The following is a 26,009-nucleotide window of genomic DNA, read 5'->3' as shown; positions in this document are numbered from 1 at the left end:
TTTGTAAATACATAGAGTTGGTTAAAGGGGTGAGTGACCGCAGGAGGCATTTTTCAGCCGACGGAGGTCACTCACCCCTTCTATTATTTAAGTTTCCAGAAAATTTCGTTCCACTTAAGTTCATTTCTGAAGTTAAGTAAGTTAGTGTCTTTATTTATAATTACACATTCAATTCCAGTGAGCTCTGCCCAGTCAAAAAGCTGAGTTGGAGTAACATTTAAACTGAAGGATGTATGGTGAGCACCTCCAGCAAGAATCCAAGCTTCTGCAGACTCTTTAAGGCTAGGTTCTGGTCTCCAAAGCACACGGCCTACAGGAAGTTTTGGCATTGGTCTTTCCTGTTTTACAGCATCTACTTCGTTAATAATAAGTCTAAATCTGTTTCCCATATCTATAAGTGAAGCAGCAAGACCATGACCAGCTTTACCATCGAAAGTTAATCTAGCAGGATCAGCTTTTCCGCCGATGCCTAAAGGATGAACTTCAATTTTTGGTTTTGTAGCAGCTAATGAAGGGCAAACCTCCAGCATATGAGCTTCTAATATCAATTCATTGCCTGGTTCAAAATTGTAAGTATAATCCTCCATAAGAGCTGTGTTCTTATTATCAGCCATTATTTTCATTGTTCTTACTAATGCAGCTGTTTTCCAGTCACCTTCAGCACCAAAGCCATAACCATCAGCTGTAAGTCTCTGTACTGCAAGACCTGGAAGTTGTTTCATGCCGTGAAGAACTTCAAAATTAGTTGTGAAAGCATCAAAACCGCCATCCTCAAGGAAGCCTCTTAATCCGGCTTCGATACGAGCTTGATAACGAACTGATTCGTGTTTTGAACCACCTTTTCTAGCATCTTCAGCAAAATCATATAGAGATTCGTATTCGTCAATAAGTGCATTAATATCACTTTCAGATACAGCATCTACTCTAGTAACAAGATCTGCTATGGCATAAGCACTTACTGCCCATCCGAATTTGATTTCAGCTTCTACTTTATCTCCTTCAGTTACAGCAACTTCTCTCATGTTATCTCCGAAACGAGCAACTTTAAGACTCTTGCTTTCAATGAAGGAAGCAGCAACGTTCATCCATTCTCCTATCTTTTTAGATACTTCAGGATCCTGCCAATGGCCTACAACAATTTTCTTAGGAAGTCTCATTCTAGCTCCAATGTAACCATATTCTCTATCGCCATGAGCAGATTGATTTAAGTTCATGAAGTCCATATCGATTGAATCCCATGGAATATCTCTGTTAAATTGAGTATGAAGATGAAGCAAAGGCTTTCTGAGTTCTGAAAGTCCCCATATCCACATTTTTGCTGGAGAAAAGGTATGCATCCATGTGATTATACCAGCACAGTTAGAATCTGCAGTTGCTTCTATACAAATCTTTCTTATTTCTTCTGGAGTTGTTACTACTGGTTTGAAAACCACCTTATAAGATATATCAGAAGATTTATCCAATGCATCTGCTATTTCTTTTGAATGTGCATCTACTTGTTTTAACGTTTCTTGTCCGTACAGGTGCTGACTACCTGTTACAAACCAAAATTCATAAGCTTTTTTCTTGAACATTTTGATGTCCTCCTTCAATAATTTAAATAAATTGTAAAGGTTTTTAATTATGTTTGCAATAAACTTGTGCAGGAATAATCGAAATAGCATGGCTACTTGTATTGCATATTTCGGCAACTTGTATGCACAACATTATAGGTACATTATACAATACCTAGTTAGAGATTAGCAATATTAAATTAAAAATATCAGAATACATTTTTTAACTAAATATATTCTGATATTACTTAGTGTGTCATATTTTGAGCAATTAAATACAATAGAAGCTGCTTGAATTTTTGTATAATTTAAGCAGCTCCATTAAATTACTTTTTGCCATGATCTTTATTATCATTCTTACTGTTATCATTGTTACTATTATCTTTGTTGTCATTACCATGATCTTGCGAATTACTTTTATTATCTTTACTGTTATTTTTATTGTCAGATTTATTACTACTATTATTTTTTGCATCAACTGACTTGCCTGATGCAGTTTTAGTGTTTTTATTCCCGTTGCTGCTACTAGTAGTTTTAGTAGTACTTTTTGAACTTAAATTACTTTTTGCTTTGTTATTGCTATTTACCTTGCTTTTATCAGATGTCTTAGCACTGTTTTGCGTGTTACTTTTATTATTTGCTTTATTAGTGTTTTTTGAACTCGTACTGTTTTTTGAAGAGATACCATTGTGTTTTGCGATGGTTCTGCTAGTTTGTCTATGCTGTTTGCGTTCTTTACTAGCACCGCTGGCAGTTTTGATTGCCGGAGCATTCTCATTGGCAGATACAGAACTGTCCTTTTTAGCAGTATGTTTTTTTCTCACAGCATCAGCTGATTTTTTAGTTGGTTTCGTTATTTTCTCGCTGTTGGCGTTATTATTCTTATTAAATTTCTTACTGCTGTGTGTTCCGTTGTTATCTATGATTGTATTTATTTTCTCATCACTAACGTAACTGTTGAATTTATCCAATTTTGCTGATTTATAAAAACTGGTGGATGAAATTTCAACCGATATAGTTTTCCCCTTAAGTGTATAATCTTTGTTAATAAAATTATCCTTCTCTGCTTTTTTAACTAAAGCTACCAGAGCATCATCTGTAGTTTTATTATTCAACTTCAGATTTTTGAGTAGAATTCGACCGTCATTGTTAAGAGGAGCATATTTAATAATTTTACCAAAATAATTAACTTTCAGTTCTACGGACGGATTTATGCTTACTTTAACTATTTGCGCAGTAGAACAATAACCATAGGTACCTCCGCCAAAAATGAAAATCATAAATAATACTACTGCCGCTGATAAATATCTTATATAGCTGTGCTTTCTTTTTAAGTTACCAGTGTAGGTATCACCAATCTTCGGAGGCTTTCCTGAAATGGCTACTTTTGCAAATTCACCAGAAGGAGTAATTATTATAGCTGTATTATTTTCAATTTTTAATACTAAACCAGTTTTAGCCATCATATTCACCTACCTTTATATTCAAGTACGATTTTAAATAAGAATAATCATTATCAGATAATATCAATATTAGAGCTAATATATATTTTCTCCATTTGTCCATAAATTTTCTTTTTGAATTTGTAAGAAGCATTATTTCACTTATAGGAAGTTTCTTTTTACTATTTATATAATCTAATATGGATTTTTCCGAAGAACATTTGAATGCAATATTTAAGAGATTATTCCTTGTATCAATATGCGAGGGACATGAATCTAATAAATCAGTAAAGCTTAATTTAAAAGTTGATAGTTTCTTTGAAAACAACGCAATCTCATCCGCTAGTTCTAGCTTTTCTCGGCTTTTTTCAAATTCAGTCAGCGCACTTTTGTTATCTATATAATCTGTTACTTCATCGTGATTTTCGAACATTAGGTAAGGAGTATTTTTTGTTTTTCTAAAGTAATCTATCAGTGCATTTTTTATTAATACCTTTGCATAACCCAAAAAACTACCTTTACAATCATCATATGTATCACATGCATTATTGAAGGCAATAAGAGATATGCTGAGTTCATCATCATTTACCCAATCCAGTTTTCTATTGCAAATGGTGGAAGCTACGGTGTAAACAAAGCCTTTATTTTCTTCTATAAATTTGTCTCTATTGTCTTTATTAAGAAACTGTTTTTCCATGGGCCCATCCCCCTTTTATCAGTACGTGTGAATATATAAATTTTGAAGGGTACAAAAAATAAAATAAATTTTATGTAGACCCCCCAAAAATGAAAATGTTTTACGTAATAATGTATAAAATAAAATCAAGGAAAATTTAAATTTATATTAAAATTATTTATTTCTATTTTAACTAATTATCAAGATAAAGCAAGAGATTTTATCTAACTATGAAAGGTGGAATGAAAATGAAAAAGAAAATTATAGCACTTGTATTAATGGCATTAATTGCAGTTCCAACAGCAGCTTATGCAAAAGACAACAAAGAGAAGCCTAAAGAAAAAGTAAAGATTGAAAAAGTTGAAAAGAAGGCTGCTGAAAAAGATAAGCAAAAGGCTGAACAAAAAGACGATCAAGACAGCGAGAAAGATAAAAGAGATCAAAAAGAAAATGAAAAGAAGAATGATAAGAACAAAAAAGATGAACAAGATAAAAAACGAGGAAACAAGAAGGACAAGCAAGCAAAATTTAAGACCTTGATTAATCAGCAGGTTACAACTATAAAAACAAATGTTAAAAAGATCAATGAGCTAAGAAAGGAAGTAAATATAAAGAAAAGTAACTTGAATGAGGCGTTAGAGGAAATATTAGACGGCACTAAAACTTTACCTGAAGATCAGTTGGAGGATTTAATTTCCAAAACTGACGATCTACAAGATGAGTATAAGGATATAGTAAAAGGAATAGCTAAAATAACCAGTGCAACCCAGAAGGCAGAAAAGAAGGCCAAAGAAGGTAAGCTTGAGGATGCTGTTTCAGCATTAAATGAAGTTGTAAATAAGCAGAAGAGCATATATGAAAAACTTACAGAATTGAGTACTAAATACGATGAAGTTCTTGCTGTTACAAGTGCAGCTACAGAAGTTACTGATGATGAAACTAGTACAGATACGACAACCACACCAACGGATACATCAACAACATCAACAGACACAGAAACAACAACTTCTGATGAGAATGTAATTATTCCATAAGAAAACTAAATTAGAAATTCATACATACCCCTCAAAAATAAAATTAGCTTTCGTATATTAAATCAAACGAATTAAGTCTAATACTTAAAATACAATTTTTTATCTAATTATCTGAATGAATCAAGAGTGTATTGACAGTGAAAGGTGGTAGTAAATATGAAAAAGAAAATTATAGCAATGACATTAATAGCTCTACTTGCAGTACCAACTGCTGCTTATGCAAAAACTAGTAAAACGAATCCTAAAGCTGCAGCAAAAGTTACATCACTATCTAAATCTAGCTCAAAGAGCAAGAAAGAAGCTGTAAAGGTAAGTAAACAAAAGCAGCAACTTAAAGAAGAACTTACAACAATGAAGGCAAATGTAAAGAAGTTTGTTGATTTAAAGAAAAAGGTAAATGCAAAAAAAGCAGAATTGAATAAAATAATGGGAGCAATTAAGGAGGGTACTAAAACTCTACCTGCAGATCAATTAACAGCGTTAAACGCAAAAATTAAGGCAATAAGTGCTGCCTATAAAGATGCAACAGATACAGCTTCGGTTGATAGTGAAGCAAAAAAAGCAGAAGCTAAAAGCAAAGGAACTCAATATTCATCAGCTATTACAGCTATAGATAAAGTTATTGCCAAGCAGAATAGCAAAGTTGCAAAACTTACTAAATTAATTGGTTTATATGATGACGCTCTTACTATTGCTAGAACAGCTACAGTAGTTTCTGAAGATGAAACTAATACAACAACACCAACTGATGAAACAACACCAGCAGATACTACAACTTCAGCTGGAACTGTAGTTACTCCTTAGGAATAACTACAATAAACATAGTAATTAGGAATTCAGTTATGCTGGATTCCTAATTTTTTCTCTTGACACAGATAAACTTATAAATTAAAATAGTATAGAAAATACGCTTTAAATTGGTCCTGTGAGGCCAGAAAGGGGAGTATAATTTTGTATATGTTTTTTTGTTATAAAAAAAATTATAGTGAAAAATTTAATAGCCCCATTGATGTAAGTAACGGATAATAGGGAGAAACTTTTGAAAAAAGAGTTCTCTTTATTATCCTTTTTATTTTGTTAATACTAATTTTGTATAAAAATGATTGGAGGTCATTTGATTATGAAAGCAAAGCTTATATTAGAAAATGGGATGGTTTTTGAGGGTAATGCCTTTGGATATTTAGATGAGACTATTGGAGAGGTAGTTTTTAATACTGGTATGACGGGTTATCAGGAGGTGCTTACGGATCCTTCTTATTACGGCCAGATTGTTACGATGACTTATCCGCTTATAGGTAACTACGGTCTTAATCTTGAGGATGGTGAGTCAGAGGGGCCTAAGGTTAAGGGCTTTATTGTAAGAGAAGCTTGTGAAGAACCTAATAATTTCAGATGTGAGATAACATTAAATGATTATCTTAAGCATCATAAAATAATGGGTCTCGAGAAAATAGATACAAGAGCGCTGACAAAGATACTCAGAAACAGCGGAACTATGAAAGGGATAATTACTGTTCATGATTTAAGCCAGGAAGAGATAGATATTAAATTTCAAAACTATAATAATACTGAAGCAGTTAAAAATGTTAGTACCAAAGAGGAGTATGTAATTGAAGGCAGCGGAAAGCATGTAGCTGTTATAGATTATGGAATAAAGGCTAATATACTTAGATGTTTTGAGCAGAGAAATTGTAAGCTTACAGTATTTCCTGCCACTGCTAAGTCAGAGGATATATTAAACGTAAATCCTGATTTGGTGTTCTTGTCAAACGGTCCTGGAGACCCAGCAGACTTGGCAGAACAGATAGACACAATAAAAGGTATTGTCGGTAAAAAACCAATGGTTGGTATATGCCTTGGACATCAGCTTTTAGCACTGGCACTTGGCGGAAAAACAGCTAAACTTAAGTTTGGGCATAGAGGAAGTAATCATCCAGTAAAGGATTTGGAGGATAATAGAGTTTATATAACTCTTCAAAACCATGGATATTATGTAAAAGAATTACCTGAAGGTGTTAAAGTAACCCACGTGAATTTGAATGATGAAACCATTGAAGGAATGAGACATGAAGACTTACACATATACAGCGTACAGTTCCATCCAGAGGCAAACCCTGGGCCAAGGGACGTAAACAGCATATTTGATAAGTTTCTAGCAGTATAGCTAATAAATTAGAAATTATAAATTATGAATGAGGAATTATTGAAGAAATTCTGATAATCAGAATTTCAACCATTACTCAATCTTAATTCGTAATTAAGAGCATAATCTGTGTGTCATAGATGGGAATATGAAGAAAGCAAATCATAAATAATATTGGGAGGTAATTTTATGCCAAAGCGTGATGATATAAAGAAAGTATTAGTAATAGGGTCAGGCCCGATAGTAATAGGTCAGGCAGCAGAGTTTGATTATTCCGGAACTCAAGCTTGTGAAGCTCTTAGAGAAGAAGGAGTAGAGGTTGTTCTCGTAAACAGTAACCCAGCTACTATAATGACTGATAAAGAGACTGCAGATAAGATATATATTGAACCTATAACAGCTGAGTTTGTGGAGAAGGTTATAGCTAAGGAAAGACCAGACAGCATAATTGCCGGTATGGGAGGTCAGACAGGACTTAACATGGCAGTTGAGCTTTACGATAAGGGAATATTAGATAAATATGGAGTTAAAGTTATAGGTACCTCGATTGAATCTGTCAAAAAAGGTGAAGATAGAGAACTATTCAGAGCTGAGATGAAGAAGATAGGTCAGCCATGTATAGTGAGTGATATCATAACTGATATGGAACATGGAAAACAGTTCAGTGCGAAGATAGGCTACCCAGTAATTGTAAGACCTGCTTATACTCTTGGAGGAACTGGCGGAGGTATTGCTAACAACGAGCAGGAATTAGTAGAGATACTTGGTCAGGGTCTTTCGCTAAGCACCATCGGCCAGGTGCTAATAGAAAAGAGCATAAAAGGTTGGAAGGAAATAGAGTACGAGGTGATGAGAGATGGTGCGGGAAACTGTATCACTGTATGTAACATGGAGAATGTTGACCCTGTAGGAATACATACGGGAGACAGTATAGTTACAGCTCCAAGCCAAACTTTGTCGGATAAGGAATATCAGATGTTAAGAACAGCATCGTTAGACATAATAAATGCGATAGGTATAGAAGGAGGATGTAATGTTCAGCTCGCATTAAATCCACACAGTTTTGAATATGCAGTTATAGAGATAAACCCTAGAGTTAGCAGATCCTCAGCTTTAGCTTCAAAAGCTACTGGATACCCAATAGCAAAAGTTGCAGCTAAAATTGCTCTTGGATATAACTTGGATGAGATAAAAAATGCTGTTACACAGAAGACTTACGCATGTTTCGAGCCTACACTGGATTATGTAGTAGTAAAAATTCCAAAGTGGCCTTTTGATAAATTCTTTGATGCAGACAGAGTACTTGGTACAAAGATGATGGCTACCGGAGAGATAATGTCTATAGGAAGCAACTTCGAAGCTGCATTCTTAAAGGGAATAAGATCTCTGGAACTTAAAAAGTACAGCCTTGAGCATAAAAAGATGAAGGACTTAACCATGGCTGAGCTTAAGGAGAAGGTAATTGAAGCAGATGACGAGAGAATATTTGCTCTGGCTGAGATGCTTAGGAGAGACTATAGAGTAGAGATGATATCTCAGATCACAGGCATAGATGAGTTCTTTGTTAAGAAGATTAAGTGGATAGTATCCAAAGAAGAAGAACTGAAAACTAAGAAACTTTCAGATATGACAAAGGATTATCTATATGAACTTAAGAGAAAAGGTTTCTCAGATAAGGTAATAGGTCAACTGCTTAATGTAAGCCCTGATGAAGTGTATAAGCTTAGAAAGATATGGGATATAACTCCTACGTTTAAGATGGTTGATACCTGTGCAGGCGAATTTGAAGCACTTTCACCTTACTATTATTCAACTTATGACAGTGCAGATGAAGTTACAGTAAGCGATAAGAAGAAAATAGTTGTTATAGGTTCTGGTCCAATAAGAATAGGCCAGGGAATAGAATTTGACTACGCGTCGGTTCATGCCGTAAAAGCGCTAAGAAAGATGGGCATAGAAACAATCATAATAAACAACAACCCTGAAACTGTAAGCACAGATTTTGATATATCAGATAAGCTTTATTTTGAGCCTCTTACTGAGGAAGATGTTTTGAATATAATCGATAAGGAGAAGCCGTATGGAGTAATACTTCAGTTCGGTGGTCAGACAGCTATAAAGCTTGCACAATTCTTTAAAGAAAAGAATATATACATCCTTGGAACAAGTTCGGAGCAGATCGATGCAGCAGAGGATAGAGAAAAATTTGAAGCAATCCTTGAAAAGCTTGATATAGCAAGACCAAAGGGTAAGGCTGTATGGAGTGCTGGAGAGGGACTTCAGAGAGCGGAAGCACTTGGATATCCAGTACTTGTAAGACCTTCCTTCGTACTTGGAGGTCAGGGTATGGAGATAACTTATGATGCAAATGAGCTGGAATTTTACCTTGAAAATGCCTTTGAGAAGGATACGAAGAATCCAGTACTAGTAGATAAATACCTTATGGGAAGAGAGCTTGAAGTTGATGCTATATGCGATGGGGAAAGCGTGCTTATACCTGGAATAATGGAGCATCTTGAAAGAGCAGGAGTTCATTCAGGCGACAGTATAACCATGTATCCAACCCAGAATGTATCACAGAAAATAAGAGAAGATATACTTGATTATACTAAGAAGCTTGCTATAGAGATTGGTATAAAGGGAATGATAAACATACAGTTTATTGAGTATAATAACCACCTTTATGTTATAGAAGTAAATCCTAGAGCCAGCAGAACTGTACCATATATAAGCAAGGTAAGTGGTGTGCCTATAGTTGATTTAGCTACAAAGATAATGCTTGGTGCAAAGCTTCAGGACCTTGGTTATGGAGTTGATGTTTATAAAGAGCCTGATATTGTAGCAGTTAAAGTACCGGTTTTCTCAACACAGAAGCTTCCAAGAGTAGAAATAAGTCTTGGACCGGAGATGAGATCCACCGGAGAGGTGCTTGGAGTAGGAAAGAATATATATGAAGCTCTTTACAAAGGTTTCCTAGGAGCAGATATGCAGCTTGAGAATAAGACAAAAGTGGTTCTTGCAACAGTAAATGATCACGATAAGGATGAATTCTTAAGCATAGCTAAGGAGATCGGAGAACTTGGCTATAGCTTCGCAGCTACCAGCGGAACAGCGGAGTTGTTGAGAAATGCTGGACTTAAGGTAAAGGAAGTAAGAAAGATAAACGAGGAAGAACCTAATATATTGGATGTAATAAAGAACATGGAAATAGATCTTGTGCTTAATACTCCAACAAAGGGTAATGATTCAAGAAGAGATGGCTTCATAATAAGAAGAACGGCTATCGAAAGAAATATTGAAGTAATAACTGCACTGGATACTATGAAAGCTTTGGTTGAGGTGACTCAGAAGCTTGGCAAGGAAATCTCAGTGGACACAATGGACGTTTATAATATGGGAGAATAAAAAGAATGGCAGCGGCACGATTTGTGATGCTGCTGTTTTCTTTTTTTGTTATATTTTGTATAATTAATTTTTAAAGAGAGTATTTTAAAAGAGGTGTATGACGATGAATAATCTTGGGACAAAGAAATTAGTAACGGAACGACTTATTTTGAGAAAGATCACGGACAATGATGCTAACGATATGTTTTCAAATTGGGCTAGTGACAGTGAAGTTACAAAGTTTCTGACTTGGAAGGAGCATGACAACATAAATGTTACACATGATTATATAAAACTGCTTAATGTCCAATATCAAAGTCTTGACACATATATATGGGGTATAGAATTGAAAGAAGTTGGGAAGGTGATTGGTTCTATAAGTGGAACATGTAATGAGGAAACTCAAAGCGTTCACATCAGTTGCTGCATCGGAACAAAGTGGTGGAACCAAAAGATAGCAAGAGAAGCGCTAAGTGCATTGGTACTGTTCTTTATAGAAGAAGTAGGTGCAAATAGAATTGAAGCATGTTGTGATGCTCAGAATAAACCTGCTGGAAAGGTATTGCTTCGATGTGGATTTCAGGTAGAAGGTACGCTGCGTCAGTCTTATCTAAGTAAACAGGGTATTACTGATATATCCTGGTATGCTATAATGCGGCAGGATTATCTGCGTAAAAAGTTTATGGATGAAAAGCATCTTAATATTGATAATTTATATTTAACTAATTATCGAGAGACGGGAGGACTGCATTTAAGAAGTATCATGCGTCTTCCTAAAGAAGAAGCTTACAAGATAGCTAAACAACTTTCAGAGAATTCAACTGCTAGTAATAACCGATATGGTGATTATTTTGAACGGTACTATGAAAAAAGACAAGCCACGGAAGAATGGTTATACAAGCAGTTCATCAAAAATGGCGGAAAACCAGAAACAAGACATCCTATTTATTTTGTACTATGTGAATGTAAGAGCTTTCAAAATTTTTATGGAAATGAAGAGCAGATTCAAATTCCTTTGAAGGATATAACCAATGAGCATATAAGCTTTACTCCGAGAGACAGCATGCATATTAAGGATATGGGGCTAACTGAAGGTACAGTGTGGAGTAAAAATCAATTATTTAATATGATACGTGAATCTAGTAAAAGCGTAAGTGATTTTATCTTAGACCTGCCGGCGATGTATGGGAAGCCAGGGGGATATATTGAAGTTCAGTTATGGAGTGATAAATATATAGAACATTTGCTATAAAATAACGTAAATAAGATTATGCACAGTTTAATAAATTTGTATTTATGCGAAGCAGCAGATGATTTTGTGGGAATAACTGGATATAGATTTGCTAAGGTCTATATGCTATAATTTGATAGTACGATTAATTAGTTGAGTGGGCTACAGTTATCACTTATCCCTGTTGAAGGGAGGTGATGCTTATGAGTAACGATGTTTTAATGTTGTTATTTGAAGGTGGATTATTCTTAATTGCACTATTAACATTAGTAGTGCTGCTTATAGAAAAAATCTCAAAAAAATAGTAGCCCCGAGCACAAAGGGAAAGCTACTATTTTTTTCTTTAAAATATAGTGATACCAGTTGCTTAACCAACTAGAATCGTATAGCAGGGTGCTACCAACACCCTGTTTTTTTCTTTTCTTAGTTATATTATATCAAACTTTCAAGAAAAATAAACACATAATATCATAAGAAATAATAAAATAACTTAAAATATCGGAGTCAACTTTATTTTAAGTTATTTCTTTGCTTTTCACATTTTTGTATAAAAATAGATAAAAAGTACTTGAAATTTTTATATTGTTGATGTACTATACTGTTTAGTAATTAAACAGTATAATTACTAAACAGTATAGCAACTAAATTAGTACATGCTGAAAAATATAATAGAAAGGAGAAAAAACAGGAAATGGAAAATGAAGAATCACTTATGAATCAAATAGATAGAATCATACACAAGTATACACAGATGGAGAAGAAAAAACGCCACTATGGAGCTAATATCTGTTTGACATTTGCAGAAATTCATACAATAGATTCTATTGGATCCAACGATGGGATAAATATTACTCAATTGGCTTTATTGAGGGGGATTACAAAAGGTGCTGTTTCCCAGATGATTTATAAATTAATGGATAAGGGATTTGTAATAAAGCAGGTATCACCTAAGTCTGATGCAGAAATTATTTTAAAGCTTACTGAATTAGGTAAAAAAGTGTATGATGCACATCTGAATTTCCATAAAGAGAAAAATAAGCTTATACGCAGTAAGCTGGAAAAAGTATCAAAAGAAGACTATTTAAAACTTAAAGGAGCTATGGATTTTTATGAGAGTATGGTTGATGAAATGAATCGGGAATAAAAATGTGTTATAAGGGGAGATTTGATTATGGGTAGTTATCCTATTATTACAAAAAGCTATGTTAAGCGAAATGAGAAAATAAAAAAAGTTCAAAAAGAAAATAAAAGCAAATATCTAAGAAAAATATTTGCCTACCCAAAGGCCAGCATAACAAAGGTGATTACTGAAAATGGTTATATTGATATGGTTGGCAAGGAGGAACAGCCGGAAACAAAAGTTATTGAAAAAAATGAGCTTTTAAAGGCGATTGAGGAAAATGAGCTCACAGGCATGAGTGGCAATGGGTTTCCAACCTACAAGAAGTTGAAGTCAGTAATAGCATCAACAGCGGAAAACAGAATACTTATAATAAACGGTGCTGAATGTGATCCAGGACTTATTCATGATGAGTGGCTCATTAGAAATAGACTGGAGGATATCATCTTTGGCAGTAAGCTGGTATCTGAAATGATACAAGCATCGGAGACTTTTTTGGCTATAAAATTAAAAAATGAAGCAATTGAAGGGATGAATGTTAAAATCCTTCCAGATCGTTATCCAATGGGCCAAGAAAGAATCCTGATAAAGCAGGTATTGAATGTGGAAGTGAGTAAAAATGAAATACCTGCTAAGAAAGGAATTTTAGTTATAAATGTTCAAACTGTGATCATGATTGCTGAGATAGCGAAAGGTAAATTCTCAAAGGGCAGCAGGTATATTACAGTTGCTGATTATACAGCTGGGCAGGCAAAGGTGGTAAGAGTTGATTATGGCATGAAAGCACAAGAAGTGCTTCAACATATACTTGGCAGACAAGATAATAAAGGTATGTACGCAGGCGGAGGGGTTATGGGAGCTCACAGGCTTGAGCATAATGAAATGATTACACCATTAACGAATTTTGTTGGTTATGGCGCTGATATTGGCTACAATAATGACTCGAGATGCAAAGGATGCGGAAACTGCACGAGAAACTGTCCTATGGGTATTAAGGTACATAAGGTTGTAGATGATTACGCAAAAAATAAAAATATAGATATGCAGAAATATGAACTTGAAAAATGCATAAATTGTGGTACATGTACATTCTTGTGTCAGGCAGGAAAAAATATAATGGAAATTGTAAATATGTTAAAAAATAAATGATAGTTATGCGTGGTATGATGATACAAGCTATGATTTACATTAATATATGAATTGAATAAAAAGGACGGATCAATTTATGAAGGAAAATAGCAAATTGCTTATGATGGAGAATGAAAAAGTCTGGAAGGCACTTTTGAAGCTAGGAATACCTACGCTGGTGGGTATGATGGTATCGGCTTTATTTAACGCAGTTGATGGATATTTTGTTGGTAATTTAGGAGCACAGCAAATGGCTGCGGCTACGGTCGCTTCACCACTGACTTACGTCGTTACAGGCATTGGTTTATTGTTAGGCGGAGGCGGATCAGTATATCTTGGAAGACTGCTTGGCGAAAAAAATTATAAGAAAGCAAATGATGCAGGCTGTGTGATAATGAATTCCTCAATAATTATCGGAATTGTGTTTTTAGCTATATTGCTGATTTTTTTGGAACAGATATTGAGAGGGTTTGGAGCAATTGACACAATCATGCCGTATGCAAAACAGTATGGTGAGATCTTTGCAATTGCCCTGTTCTTTAATCTGTTTAACGTAACTTGCAATAATATGCTTGCGGCTGAAGGTGCAACTATGTATAGTATGCTCGCAATGCTTGTAAGCGGAGTTTCTAATATTTTTCTAAATCCAGTATTTATTTATGGATTTCATATGGGAATAAGGGGTTCAGCAACTGCAACGCTTATTGCTAATTTAATTACAACATTTATGTATCTATATTACATCACAGCTAAAAAGGGTACTATCAGGTATAATTTCTTGAACTTTAAACCAGCTAAGGAATACTATGTGGAGACTGCTAAAGTAGGAATTCCTCTCATGTTCTTTCAAGTACTTTATGGTGTAGCGATAATAATTACTAATGTGCTTGCTTCAGATTATGGTGATGCATGTTTAGCTGCACTTGGAACTGAAGTAAGAATAACCTCATTAGGTTTTATGGCGGTTGGAGGTTTCACAAAAGGGTATCAATCCTTTGTTAGCTTTAGTTACGGTGCAAAGAAATTTAATAGAGCTAAGACAGCCACAAATTTAGCACTTATTTGGACAACAATATGCTGTGTTCTTTGCAGTATTTTTATGCTGGTGCTGACAAAGCCTATCATTTCGATGTTTACTTCTGATGCAAATGTTATTTCTATTGGTATGAAGGCAGTGAGATATTATGCAGTTACGTTTATGGGGTTAGGTTTTATATTGGTGTATTCTTCGATGTTCCTTGCTACAAATCGGACAAAATATGGTGGGATTATTGCATTTGCAAGACAGGGATTATTAATTCCAGGATTATTTATACTTAAGATGGTAATTGGAATGCAAGGTATTCTTTTAGCACAACCTATAGCTGATGGCTTAACAATTATATTAATTTTATTTCTTGCTTTTAAGGCATCTGTTAAAGAGAAGAAAACAGTATTGCAGCAAGCATCATAAAAAAGTTTATAAAGTTATTTTTAAGCAATTAAAAAAGGTTGCAGTATATATGTGGTGATATATACAAAATACCTTGCACAAGCAATTATAAATACAAAACAGGGTGATGAAAGCACCCTGTTTTTTCAGCTACAATATATATTATACTAAATTTTTTATAAAAATAAACCTATAGTTTATAGCTTATCATATATATTTAGTTTATTTAGACTCAGCTTGAAAACATAAAAAATCATTGCTAAAACCCTCAATGGTATTTCCTTCTCGTTTCAAGTAAACAGGATTATCACCATAAACAGGATAAGTGAATTTTACTTCGATTTCTTTTGCTTGTGTTTCGGTGCACAGTTCTTTTAGAAGAAACATTCCCTGTACAACAGGATTATCTGAAAGATGGATAGAGTTTGTATCGCCTACAGAGTGACTGAAATCAGCTATCTCCTGCTTTGAGAAACTTCGCCATAAAGAGCCCTGATTTCCAACTGCTTCAGGTTCTTTGACCTGCTTTCCTGAAACATTCATCATTAAATATACAGTCATGGTCTCTACAACTTCGTCTTTAAAATATCCACTGCAGCTGATTATGCAAAGGCGTTTGCTGCTTTTTACGATTTCGGTTTTGTAGTCTTCGCTATTTGCTTTTTCTATGAAACGTTCATATTTAATTTTAGCAATAAATGCACCTTCATATGCTAAATCTCCGCTTGTACAAAATGCTTTAAATAAATCTATCATAAGTATTTCTCCTTAGAATGATTACTCTTTTTATAATAATTATAACAAATTAAGTCAAGTGAATCACTACAATGGGAAGATATAAAATGTATTCAATATGCAAAAACAGCTGGAAGGGGGAACAACCAACTGTTTATAATTAATTTTATTTTCTTTTCCTTTAAATTAGGGGGTGTTTGTTTCTATATTCATATAATAAAGAATTTATGTGTCAAATATGTGGCAAAAAAGAATACTGTTTGTTAACTTAGTAAAAACGTTTGTTAACATTCTTTTATTATTCTGGTCTTAAGAAATTTTCATGCGGAGCTTCTATGACTACCATACGAAGGTGATTGGGAGTTGCCGGCAACATTGAACGATACCTGGGGGTATAATAAATACGATAATAATTGGAAAAAACCAGATGATATCATCCGCTTTTTATTAAAAATCAATAGCCGCGGCGGAAACTATCTACTTAATGTCGGACCTGATTCAAATGGCAGAATTCCAGAGGGTAGTACTCAGGTACTAGATCAGGTAGGAAAATACATCAGAGAAAATTCAGAAGCAATTTTTGATACTAAGAGAGTAGATATCTATGCTTATGAATTGGAATGGGCTCAGTTTACCAGAAAAGATTATAAGCTTTATATACATATGCTGCAGCCTAAAATTCGTATTGAACTATTAAATGTTGGTAACCATGTAAAACGTGCTTATCTAGTTAAAGACAAAACAGAACTTCCGTACAAGATTATGAAGGCTTGTGAAGGAAATTCAATTATAGAAGTGCAGCTGCCGGAATATCTGTATGATCAGAAAAATTATTGTGTATGCTTGGAAATGGAAGAAAAAGAACCAATTTTTGAACCAATAGAGGGTTAAACAAAGGGCGCGAAGGTAATAACTTTCGCGTCTTTTATTGCTTGTATTAATTTGACCCTTATTTTTCATTGGTATATACTGAAGTTAATAAGTACTAAATAGAGAAAGAGTTGTTAAGAATTAGAACTATTTAATTTATAAAAAATGTTTGGGGGCATTTACTATGAAAAGAGGATATGTTTATATCATTCTAACCACTATTATTTTTAGTACAATGGAAATTGCATTAAAGCTTGTAGCTGGAGATTTTAATCCAATTCAGCTTACATTCACTAGATTTTTTGTCGGAGGGATATTTTTAATACCATTTGCATTAAATGCACTTCATAAAAAGAAAGCTTCTGTTTCAACTAACGATCTATGTTACTTTGCTTTTTTGGGTTTTTTGGGAGTGTTTGTAAGTATGGGGTTATATCAGTTAGCGGTACAAAATACTAAAGCTTCAGTGGTTGCGGTTCTGTTTAGCAGTAATCCGATTTTTGTTACGATTTTAGCATTCATTCTCTTGAAGGAAGCTATTCATAAAAACAATATTTTCGCCTTAATTCTTGAAATTGTTGGTACGATAATAATAATTGATCCTTTGAACACAAAACTTAGTGTACTAGGTGTGACCTTAACAATAGCAGCGACATTGACCTTTGCACTCTATGGAGTTTCAGGAAAGAAAAAATGTACTAAATATGGCGGCGTTGTAGTCACTTGTTTTGGTTTTATATTTGGAAGTGTTGAAATGCTGGCCTTTATTGGCTTAAGTCATATAACTGCAATTTCAACTTGGATTTCTTCTAATGGACTTGCTATATTCTCAGATATTCCTCTGTTTTCTGGATATTCTTTAAAAACACTGCCTATAATAGCATATATCTGTATAATCAATACTGGAGTTGGATTTGCCTGTTACTTTAAAGCAATGGAAGAAACGTCTGCACAGACTACATCACTGGTATTTTTCTTTAAGCCAATTTTAGCACCAATTCTGGCTCTCATGCTATTGCAGGAAGCTATTCCTGTTAATATGTTTATAGGTATTTTATTCATACTTGCAGGTTCATTCTCATCAATTTTTCCTGAATTAATGGCTCGAAGAAATAACAAATCAAATAGTAAAGAAATAAAGGCTTCTTAATTGAAGCCTGTTTTATCAATAACTCTATAGAGAGTTTCGATGGTTAAAGGTAGTATACTTTCATTAAAATCAAATTTTGAATTATGAAGTGGATAATTATCTTCACCTTGTTTTTCTGCGAAAAATACCATTCTTAAGCCTGGTACCTTTTGAAAATAGAAGCCCGCATTATCTCCAGCTAGGAACGGATGCTCAGAAATACACATTCGTTCATTGCCGAATACTTCTATCCCTGCTTCAACACCAATTTTAACAAGTTTAGAAGCATTATAAACTGAAGGGATTCTGGGAGCTATATCAGACTCTATAATTGCACAGGTATCTTTTTCGATTTCATCGAACCGTTTATTAAGAAAATTAAGTACATAGTCTCTGTCCTCTATGCAGAATGTTCTTAAAGTTCCTTTCATTTCTACACTGTCAGCTACTATATTGCCTTTTGAGCCTCCATTAATTGTACCAATTCCAAGCACCATAGGCATTTTTGACCTGTATGTTTTCCTTATATCATCAATTACAGAGATTACTTTACTAGCAGCAGATATAGAATCTACGCCGTTTTGTAGTTCTCCCCAATGAGTGGACTTACCTTTTATTTTAATGGATAATGAGCATAGCTCGGCAGTTGATACACCTTTCTGGATTTCCATGCCAAGCGGCTCAGAATTGGCATAATGAAATATAAGTATTTTATCGACGTCGGGGTCTTTAAGTACCCCTTCATTTATGAGGGCTTTGGCTCCCTTACCAATTTCTTCTGCTGGTTCAAATATAAATTTTACATTGCAGTTAAGAATATCTTTATTCATATGTAATACTTTAGCAAGACCCAAAGCTGCTGCGACTATACCATCGTGTCCGCAGGCATGCATTACACCAGGAATTTTTGATGCAAAGTAAAAGCTGTTTTCCTCCTGGATAGGAAGTGCATCCATTTCTGCTCTGATAGCTATTGTCGGGAGATTAGTGTCTACCATGATTGTGGCTGAAACACCAGTATTTGCTAGATTAACACACTCTATACCTGTGTCGCTGAGAAAGTTACAAATGAATTGGGAGGTTTTAAATTCTTTAAAACTTAATTCTGGAAAGCTGTGAAGCTTTCTTCTCATGTTGATTACTTCGGGAGTAATAGTTTTTATAAGTTTGATTACTTGTTCTTCATTTTTCATATTAACCTCTTATTTTTGCTGCTCTATGTATTTTTATTGTGGACTATTAATTTATATGAATAGCCGATTATTCCGCCTCCTAATATACCTCCAATAAGCATAATATCAGACTTAGCTGAAAATATGATTCCAAGAATAAGCATAGTAAGACCTATTGAAAAAAATATTTTTGATTTCAAAAGAGGGCCTCCTTATTATTATCTTTATTGATAAAAAATAATTAACAAAAACAGTTGGGTAGAAAACTAACCAACTGGAATTAAATATTAGTAGTCAAATTAGTACATCTGAAGTTGATGTCACAATTGATTTATTTAAATTTAGGGGATGATTGATTCTATGGTTATATAATAAACAGTTTTTGTGACATAACTATGACACAATTGCATAAAATTTGTTAACATATTATGTATATTTCTTGAATGAGAAATAAAAATTTATTCAAGTATTTTTTGAATAGATAAATGTTCATTACCCCATTGTTCTATTAAGGACATTATGGGCTTTAAACTCTTTCCGTGCTCAGTAAGTGAATATTCTACCTTAGGAGGAACTTGCGAGTATATTTTCCTATTGATTATATTATAATCTTCGAATTTTCTTAACTGCTGTATTAGCATCTTTTCTGTGATACCAGGTATCCTTTTTTTAATTTCACCAAATCTTAATGGAGCATCTTGTAAAATCCACAAGATCCACATGCTCCATTTGCCACTAATCAAGTTAATGGTGAAATCTATAGGACAAGTATATAACTTTTTGCTTTCTATCGACATAACTACACCTACCATTATTGTATTCATTAATGTTTATTGATTAATTATCGTTTATATAATTTTTATTCATATATGGTTACTTTTAGAGTAAGAATGTAAATAATACTTACCTTTCGTATAGTATTATACCAAAAAGTAGGTACTTGAACAATATATGGCAGTAATATAAAGTTACAGTATAAGTTTAAAAATATAGGGGGAATTTAACAGATGAACAAGGTAAATATGGGAAATATCAGTTGTCTTTATCCTATTCCTACAGTATTAGTTGGTGCAAGAGTTAATAATGTACCTAATTATTTAAATGTATCATATTGTGGTATAGTAAATCGTACTCCAGCTATGATTTCGATATCACTTAATAGATATCATTATACCTGTAATGGAATTGAACAAAATAAAACATTTAGTGTTAATATTCCATCTGCTGAAATGGTAGAAGTGACTGATTATTGCGGTATTGTATCCGGAAAGAACGTTGATAAGTCTAAATTATTTAATTCCTTTTATGGCAGCCTCGATGTTCCAATGATAGAAGAATGTCCTATCAACATGGAATGTAAGGTTATCAAAGAACTCGACTTAGGTGGAAGCAATATTATTTATATAGGAGAGATAGTACAAGCTTATTCAGAAGAAAAATATTTCACGGATGGTAAACCTGATATGAAAAAAATCAATCCTATTATGCTCTCGTTATATGAGTTTAATTATTATAATGTAGGAGAAAAAATAGGAAAGGGCTGGGAAACAGGAAAGAACTATTGTCAGTAAGTTTAATTATCACCTTTTATTTGAGGAAATAAACTGCTAGTATAGAAATATATGTAGAAGATGGAGGCGAAAAATAAATGATAAGCAAAAGAATAAATTTATGGAACGAAGAAAATTATGATAAACAAACGGATGGTTTTAAACCATACATGGATACATATGTACTCTACGGAAATAAAAAGAGACCAGCAGTTGTGATTTGTCCTGGGGGAGCTTATGCATTTACTTCTGATAGAGAAGCAGAAGCAATTGCTTTGAAATTCAATGCAGCAGGTTTTCATGCGTTTATAGTATATTATAGTGTAGCGCCAAGAAAGCATCCTCAGCCTATTTTAGATGTATCAAGAGCAATGTGTATAGTGAGAGAAAATGCGGAAAAATGGAATGTGGATTCAAATAAGATTGCCATATGTGGTTTTTCTGCCGGAGGTCATTTGGCCGCAAGCCTTTCAGTGTATTGGGAAAAAGATTATATAAGTAAACATGTTCAGATAACACAAGGATTAAATAGACCTAATGCAGCTATTCTATGCTATCCGGTTATAACTTCGGGAGAATTTGCACATGAAGATTCATTTAAAAATCTTTTAGGTAACAAGCTTTCTAAAAGCACAATTGAAGAAATGTCTTTGGAGAAGCATGTAAATGAAAAAGTTCCGCCAACTTTCATATGGCATACTTATGCTGATGAGCTTGTGCCTGTAGAAAATAGTTTGCTGTTTGCACGGGCACTTAAGAGTAAGGAAATTCCCTTTGAGCTTCATATATATCCAGATGGGGTGCATGGGTTATCTCTTGCAACAGAAGAAACTGCTTACGATGGATACGGACAAAATCCTCATGTAGCTACTTGGATGAAGTTATGTATTGAATGGCTTATAGAAGTATTTAGGTAAGTGTATATTTTTGCGAAAGGAAGCAATATAATTGAAAAAAAATAGACTTGAAAAAATAATTGAAAACATGAATAAGAAAGGCGTAGATCAGTTAATAATATCGTCTACAGCTTCAATATTTTATCTTACAGGAAGATGGATTGAACCAGGAGAAAGAATGTTGGTATTATATATAAATGCCAATAAAGGAACTAAGTTATTTGTAAATGAATTATTTCCGCTTGAGAACATAGAACAGGAGAATCCTGTTATATTCAATGATAGTGATGATTCTATAGACATATTATCAAAATATATAGAAAAACGTACAATTGCTATAGATAAGAACTGGCCAAGTCATTTTCTGATTAGGCTTATAGAAAAAGTTCCTAACCTTAAATTTGTAAATGCAGCATCCATAATTGATGAAGTAAGAATGGTAAAGGATACCGAAGAGATTGAGTTTATGAAAAAAGCTTCACAGGTTAATGATAAGGTAATGGAGGAAGCACTAAAGACAATTGATGAAAGCTATACAGAAATTAATTTCTGCAAAAAGCTGGCTGATATTTACGATAAATATGATACTCCTGAATTTTCCTTCTATCCTCTCATAGCGTATGGTGCTAACGCCGCTGAACCTCACCATAGCTCTGATAAGAGTAAAATGAAAGCTGGAGATAGTATTATTCTCGATATAGGTGGATTTACTAATAAGTATTGCTCTGATATGACAAGAACTGTATTTTATAAACAAGTTTCTGATGAACATAAACAAGTTTACGATACAGTGTTAGAAGCTAACTTAAGAGGTATAGACGCGGTAAAACCAGGAGTTACATTTAGTTCTATAGATAAAGCCGCTAGAGATGTTATAGATAAAGCTGGGTACGGAAAGTATTTTACTCATAGAACAGGTCATAATATTGGTATTGAGGTGCATGAATTTCCTGATGTTAGCAGCGCAAATGATATGATAGTAATGCCAGGGATGATATTTTCTATAGAGCCAGGAATATACCTTCCAGGCAGTGTGGGTGTTAGAATAGAGGATTTAGTTGTAGTAACAGAAACAGGCTGTGAAGTTCTAAATAAGCATGACAAAAAAATGAAAATTGTGCCATAGAAAAAAATGGACGACTTACCTCTCTTTTAATAGTTTATAAAAACAAAAATTGAGCAAAATTATAATATAAACCTATTAAAAAAGGAGGAATTACAAATGGCAAACAATAATAGTGGTAGAAGAAACAGAACATTAATACCTGAAGCACAAAATGGTTTAGATAAGTTTAAGATGGAGGTTGCTAGTGAAATAGGTTTAAGCAACTATGAGCAAGTAGATAAAGGAAACCTTTCTTCAAGACAGAATGGTTCTGTTGGAGGAGAAATGGTTAAGAGAATGGTAGAAAGCTACGAGAAATCACTATAATTTGATATAATTTGAGTAAAGCCGCACGGAAGTTTTCAATAATTGGGGACACCAATTTTGATGTGTCCCCTCACATTATTGAAGACTTCCGTGTAATTTTTTTTGCCTTTTAGAAAAGATTATTATGGTGCACTGCATTTCAGCAGAGCATAAATGTCTTTACTATGAGAATCATTTTCAGTATTATTATAAGTATATAGATAAATATAGATAGGATGAAGGTGATAATATGAATTTATTTAAAGGAGAACATAGACCTAGACTTATGGCTATTGACTTTTTCAAATACATAGGCCCTGGTTTACTCGTAACAGTAGGATTTATTGATCCTGGAAATTGGGCGTCCAACGTTTCAGCTGGAGCACATTATGGATACAAACTTCTATGGATGGTGACGTTAGCTACAATTATGCTGATAATGCTGCAGCATAATGCAGCACATCTTGGAATTGTTACAGGTGACTGCCTTTCAGAAGCAGCCACTAAACATTTAAAGCCCAAGGTTAAAAATCTGGTACTTTCCACTGCAATATTAGCGGCTATTTCAACAGCTATGGCGGAATTTTTGGGTGGAGCAATTGCACTTAATATGCTATTTAATATACCAATAAAGCTAGGAACAATAATAATATTTTCTCTTGTTATATATATGCTTTTTACAAACTCCTATAAAAAAATTGAAAGATGGATTATAGGATTTGTATCTATAATTGGTGTATCTTTTATAGTTGAGCTATGCTTGGTAAAAATAGACTGGGGTGCAGCTGCTGCTGGCTGGATTACTCCAAGTTTTCCTAATGGTTCTTTACCAATAATAATGAGTGTCTTAGGTGCAGTAGTAATGCCTCATAATCTTTTTCTTCATTCTGAGGTTATTCAAAGCAGACAATGGAATCTAAAGGATGAAGAAATTATTATAAAACAACTAAAATATGAGTTTGGAGATACATTGTTTTCAATGATTATTGGATGGGCGATAAACAGTGCTATGATATTAGTAGCTGCTGCAACTTTTTATAAAGTGGGTACTATAGTTACAGAACTCAGTCAGGCACAGGTAATGTTGAAACCGCTTTTAGGCAGCGGTGCTTCAATAATATTTGCTATAGCATTGTTGTTTTCTGGAATAGCCTCTAGTATAACTGCCGGTATAGCTGGTGGAAGTATATTCGCAGGTATTTATGCTGAACCCTATGATATTACTGATAGACATACTAAAGTAGGTGTACTTGTAACTATGATAGCAGCGGCAGCAGTAATATTCTTTATAAGAAATCCATTTAACGGACTTATTTATTCTCAAATGCTTCTAAGTATTCAACTGCCGATTACAATCTTTTTGCAAATACATCTTACTTCCTCAAAGAAAGTTATGGGCAAATTTGCAAATTCCACATTCGATAAAGCAGCATTATGGGTTATAGGGATTGTTGTTGCGGCATTAAATATAGCTTTGCTGATAAGTTACATTTTATAATTTTTATAATTTTGTTTCTTTTTAGGAAGTTATGATTTTTGCCAATAGGGGATAACTTTTAGCAAATGTCAAGATACACCTCTAGATACGAAAAAAGGCGGTTGCTAAATGAAAAAACGGTAGAGCGTGTTTACGAAGAAGTTAAAAAGAGACGGTAATATATTTTGAGGTTAGTGAATTAAGATAAGAAGGTAATAGAATTAATAAAATAAAAGTATTATGTAAAAATTAAGAGTCAGGGCATTAAAAATAGTCTTCCGGGGCTATTTATGCATACTCATTATCATTCGTAAATAGCCCGTGAAAGGTCATTTAGACCTTTCACCCCGACGGAGGCATTTGGAGCGAGTTTAGCAATTATCCGTGTCTTTTAGGCAAATTTCCGTTAAGATGGCGAATTGTTTGAGGCGCAGCCGAGTTATGAGCCATTAGAAAATTTGACTAAAAGATGCGGTGAAATTGCTACTGGGTTATCTAAACATGCTCATTATCATTCGCAGATAACCCGTTAAAGGCCGTTTAGGCCTTTAACCAAGCGGAACTAGCCGACATAGGGTGTAATCATTTTTTATATTTTAGCTCTGTACCAATAATTGTACAATTCAGTGAAACCTATACTTTTGTACAGGTTATAAGCTATTAAATTATCCAACCCTACCTGTAAATAAGAATATTTGGCACCATTTTTTTTGCCTTGCTCTAAAAGATTTAATACAAGTTGTTTTCCGTAGCCATTTCCTCTCATATTTTTATCTATGCATAAGTTGAACAAGCCTAAGTAATCGTTTTCAACTATACCAAGACCACATCCCACCGGTATATCATTCACAAGGATCAATAAATAAATTGCAGTAGGGATAATTTTATTGTACAGCTTCATAAGTAGGGTTGAATGCTTAGCGTCTATTTCAGTAAACTTAAAAAAGTAGTTAATCCACACAGAGGAAGGTTTGTTGTACACTTTTATACACCTATACTCAGGTCCGTTTACGATGTTTAAATTAAGCAGACATACTCTTGCCCCTGGAAGCTGTACATAATTTCGCTTAATTAATGCGGAATCTAAAGAATAGTTCTCAGTGGAATCCGTCAACTTATATATTATTGGAAGGTTTTTTGAACGAAATAATTCTTCGCAGGAATTTATTTTCACCTCCACTGGATAAGAAGAAGAAAAAAGCGGGTTTATTGAATTTGCTTCTTTCGTAAAACTGTCGGAAAAACGTATTATCCATCCGTCATAGGATAAAGTTTCTGTGGAGGGATTAGCCTTCATAGACATTTGTTCTATTTTCTGTATCATAAAATCACCTCTAATAATGGATACAACATACAATTAATATTCATAAGCTTAAATTACAGTTAGAAAATATTTAATGGCATCTTTGTCTGTGTATACAAATTATGAAAATAGTTTAATTATTGCTACATTTAGGGTTCAGTTATAAGTATACTCATTTATTATATAAAATATTATTTGAAGTTGAATGTTTAAAGGCAACAGTAAAATTAATTTCTTAATTACTAATATCATAAATTTGATTTATAAACTAGGTAGTGTGTGTTAATTAGATTTTTTAAAAAAATTTATTTAATCAGCTAAAC

Annotated in this window: 23 protein-coding genes and 1 pseudogene; 16 read left to right on the top strand and 8 right to left on the bottom strand. The window is 33.8% G+C overall.

Going from position 1 to position 26,009, the window contains the following annotated elements; all coding sequences use genetic code 11:
• Nucleotides 1-83: 83 nt before the first annotated feature.
• The 3 genes from araA to CLORY_RS09710 form a co-directional block, all read right to left on the bottom strand.
• The gene (gene araA, locus CLORY_RS09720; protein ID WP_079423730.1) at nt 84-1,574 is read right to left on the bottom strand and encodes an L-arabinose isomerase; all 1,491 of its coding nucleotides are present in this window, start codon (nt 1,572-1,574) and stop codon (nt 84-86) included.
• A 305-nt stretch (nt 1,575-1,879) separates the two neighbouring features.
• Nucleotides 1,880-3,019, bottom strand: coding sequence for an anti-sigma factor domain-containing protein (locus CLORY_RS09715; RefSeq protein WP_079423728.1), 1,140 nt, complete (start codon nt 3,017-3,019; stop codon nt 1,880-1,882).
• Nucleotides 3,009-3,692 (bottom strand): sigma factor, encoded by a 684-nt coding sequence (locus tag CLORY_RS09710; RefSeq protein WP_079423726.1) that lies wholly within the window; start codon nt 3,690-3,692, stop codon nt 3,009-3,011. Before CLORY_RS09710 ends, CLORY_RS09715 begins: the two co-directional genes overlap by 11 nt.
• 227 nt (nt 3,693-3,919) lie before the next feature.
• Here CLORY_RS09710 and CLORY_RS09705 point away from each other — a divergent pair, with 227 nt between their 5' ends.
• The 9 genes from CLORY_RS09705 (at nt 3,920) to CLORY_RS09665 (ending at nt 15,164) form a co-directional block, all read left to right on the top strand.
• On the top strand, nt 3,920-4,705 hold the full coding sequence (locus tag CLORY_RS09705; RefSeq protein WP_079423724.1) for a hypothetical protein: 786 nt from the start codon (nt 3,920-3,922) through the stop codon (nt 4,703-4,705).
• 156 nt (nt 4,706-4,861) lie between these two features.
• Nucleotides 4,862-5,509 carry a hypothetical protein gene (locus CLORY_RS09700; protein WP_079423721.1) on the top strand — a complete coding sequence of 216 codons (648 nt, stop codon included), beginning with the start codon at nt 4,862-4,864 and terminating at the stop codon, nt 5,507-5,509.
• A gap of 316 nt (nt 5,510-5,825) precedes the next feature.
• The gene (locus tag CLORY_RS09695) at nt 5,826-6,869 is read left to right on the top strand and encodes a carbamoyl phosphate synthase small subunit (protein WP_079423718.1); all 1,044 of its coding nucleotides are present in this window, start codon (nt 5,826-5,828) and stop codon (nt 6,867-6,869) included.
• Nucleotides 6,870-7,037: 168 nt separating this feature from the next.
• Nucleotides 7,038-10,253, top strand: a complete 3,216-nt coding sequence (carB, locus tag CLORY_RS09690; protein WP_079423716.1) for a carbamoyl-phosphate synthase large subunit — start codon at nt 7,038-7,040, stop codon at nt 10,251-10,253.
• Between the two features lie 103 nt (nt 10,254-10,356).
• Complete coding sequence (locus CLORY_RS09685) at nt 10,357-11,484, top strand: GNAT family N-acetyltransferase (protein ID WP_079423714.1); 1,128 nt, start codon at nt 10,357-10,359, stop codon at nt 11,482-11,484.
• 182 nt (nt 11,485-11,666) lie between these two features.
• Nucleotides 11,667-11,768, top strand: coding sequence for a putative holin-like toxin (locus CLORY_RS09680; RefSeq protein ID WP_079423712.1), 102 nt, complete (start codon nt 11,667-11,669; stop codon nt 11,766-11,768).
• A gap of 386 nt (nt 11,769-12,154) precedes the next feature.
• Nucleotides 12,155-12,607 (top strand): MarR family winged helix-turn-helix transcriptional regulator, encoded by a 453-nt coding sequence (locus tag CLORY_RS09675; RefSeq protein ID WP_079423710.1) that lies wholly within the window; start codon nt 12,155-12,157, stop codon nt 12,605-12,607.
• 27 nt (nt 12,608-12,634) lie between these two features.
• The gene (locus tag CLORY_RS09670) at nt 12,635-13,732 is read left to right on the top strand and encodes a 4Fe-4S dicluster domain-containing protein (RefSeq protein WP_079423707.1); all 1,098 of its coding nucleotides are present in this window, start codon (nt 12,635-12,637) and stop codon (nt 13,730-13,732) included.
• A 76-nt stretch (nt 13,733-13,808) separates the two neighbouring features.
• Nucleotides 13,809-15,164 (top strand): MATE family efflux transporter, encoded by a 1,356-nt coding sequence (locus CLORY_RS09665; RefSeq protein ID WP_079423705.1) that lies wholly within the window; start codon nt 13,809-13,811, stop codon nt 15,162-15,164.
• Between the two features lie 201 nt (nt 15,165-15,365).
• Here CLORY_RS09665 and CLORY_RS09660 read toward each other — a convergent pair whose 3' ends face one another.
• Nucleotides 15,366-15,899, bottom strand: a complete 534-nt coding sequence (locus CLORY_RS09660) for a hotdog family protein (RefSeq protein WP_079423703.1) — start codon at nt 15,897-15,899, stop codon at nt 15,366-15,368.
• A 339-nt stretch (nt 15,900-16,238) separates the two neighbouring features.
• Here CLORY_RS09660 and CLORY_RS09655 point away from each other — a divergent pair.
• Together CLORY_RS09655 and CLORY_RS09650 are read left to right on the top strand one after the other, a co-directional pair.
• Nucleotides 16,239-16,769, top strand: a pseudogene (locus CLORY_RS09655) (alpha-L-fucosidase); the annotation flags it as partial.
• Between the two features lie 163 nt (nt 16,770-16,932).
• A complete protein-coding gene (locus CLORY_RS09650; RefSeq protein WP_079423699.1) occupies nt 16,933-17,898 on the top strand; it encodes a DMT family transporter in 966 nt (321 codons plus the stop codon).
• On the opposite strand, the gene CLORY_RS09645 is transcribed toward CLORY_RS09650, so the two are convergent.
• The 3 genes from CLORY_RS09645 to CLORY_RS09640 all read right to left on the bottom strand — a co-directional run bounded on the left by CLORY_RS09645 (nt 17,895) and on the right by CLORY_RS09640 (nt 19,846).
• Nucleotides 17,895-19,070 (bottom strand): M20 metallopeptidase family protein, encoded by a 1,176-nt coding sequence (locus CLORY_RS09645; protein ID WP_079423697.1) that lies wholly within the window; start codon nt 19,068-19,070, stop codon nt 17,895-17,897. The genes CLORY_RS09650 and CLORY_RS09645 overlap by 4 nt on opposite strands.
• Nucleotides 19,071-19,093: 23 nt before the next feature.
• Nucleotides 19,094-19,249 (bottom strand): hypothetical protein, encoded by a 156-nt coding sequence (locus CLORY_RS23265; protein WP_169911581.1) that lies wholly within the window; start codon nt 19,247-19,249, stop codon nt 19,094-19,096.
• 258 nt (nt 19,250-19,507) lie between these two features.
• A complete protein-coding gene (locus CLORY_RS09640; RefSeq protein ID WP_079423695.1) occupies nt 19,508-19,846 on the bottom strand; it encodes a winged helix-turn-helix transcriptional regulator in 339 nt (112 codons plus the stop codon).
• A gap of 210 nt (nt 19,847-20,056) precedes the next feature.
• Between CLORY_RS09640 and CLORY_RS09635 the strand changes: the two genes are divergently transcribed.
• From CLORY_RS09635 to CLORY_RS09615, 5 genes are all read left to right on the top strand, one after another.
• Nucleotides 20,057-20,620, top strand: coding sequence for a flavin reductase family protein (locus CLORY_RS09635; protein WP_079423693.1), 564 nt, complete (start codon nt 20,057-20,059; stop codon nt 20,618-20,620).
• Nucleotides 20,621-20,697: 77 nt separating this feature from the next.
• Entirely contained in the window at nt 20,698-21,516 is an 819-nt protein-coding gene (locus CLORY_RS09630; protein ID WP_079423690.1) for an alpha/beta hydrolase, read from the top strand.
• A gap of 31 nt (nt 21,517-21,547) precedes the next feature.
• Nucleotides 21,548-22,621, top strand: coding sequence for a M24 family metallopeptidase (locus tag CLORY_RS09625; RefSeq protein ID WP_079423688.1), 1,074 nt, complete (start codon nt 21,548-21,550; stop codon nt 22,619-22,621).
• 96 nt (nt 22,622-22,717) lie between these two features.
• Complete coding sequence (locus CLORY_RS09620) at nt 22,718-22,927, top strand: alpha/beta-type small acid-soluble spore protein (protein WP_079423686.1); 210 nt, start codon at nt 22,718-22,720, stop codon at nt 22,925-22,927.
• A gap of 229 nt (nt 22,928-23,156) precedes the next feature.
• Nucleotides 23,157-24,404 (top strand): Nramp family divalent metal transporter, encoded by a 1,248-nt coding sequence (locus tag CLORY_RS09615; protein WP_079423684.1) that lies wholly within the window; start codon nt 23,157-23,159, stop codon nt 24,402-24,404.
• Nucleotides 24,405-24,972: 568 nt separating this feature from the next.
• Here CLORY_RS09615 and CLORY_RS09610 read toward each other — a convergent pair.
• Complete coding sequence (locus CLORY_RS09610) at nt 24,973-25,707, bottom strand: GNAT family N-acetyltransferase (protein ID WP_079423682.1); 735 nt, start codon at nt 25,705-25,707, stop codon at nt 24,973-24,975.
• Nucleotides 25,708-26,009: the final 302 nt, after the last annotated feature.

Source organism: Clostridium oryzae, from assembly GCF_002029235.1.
GTDB classification, from domain to species: Bacteria; Bacillota; Clostridia; order Clostridiales; family Clostridiaceae; genus Clostridium_AE; species Clostridium_AE oryzae.
Note: the sequence above shows the minus strand (reverse complement) of the source record. Positions and strands in the feature narration are given on the sequence as shown.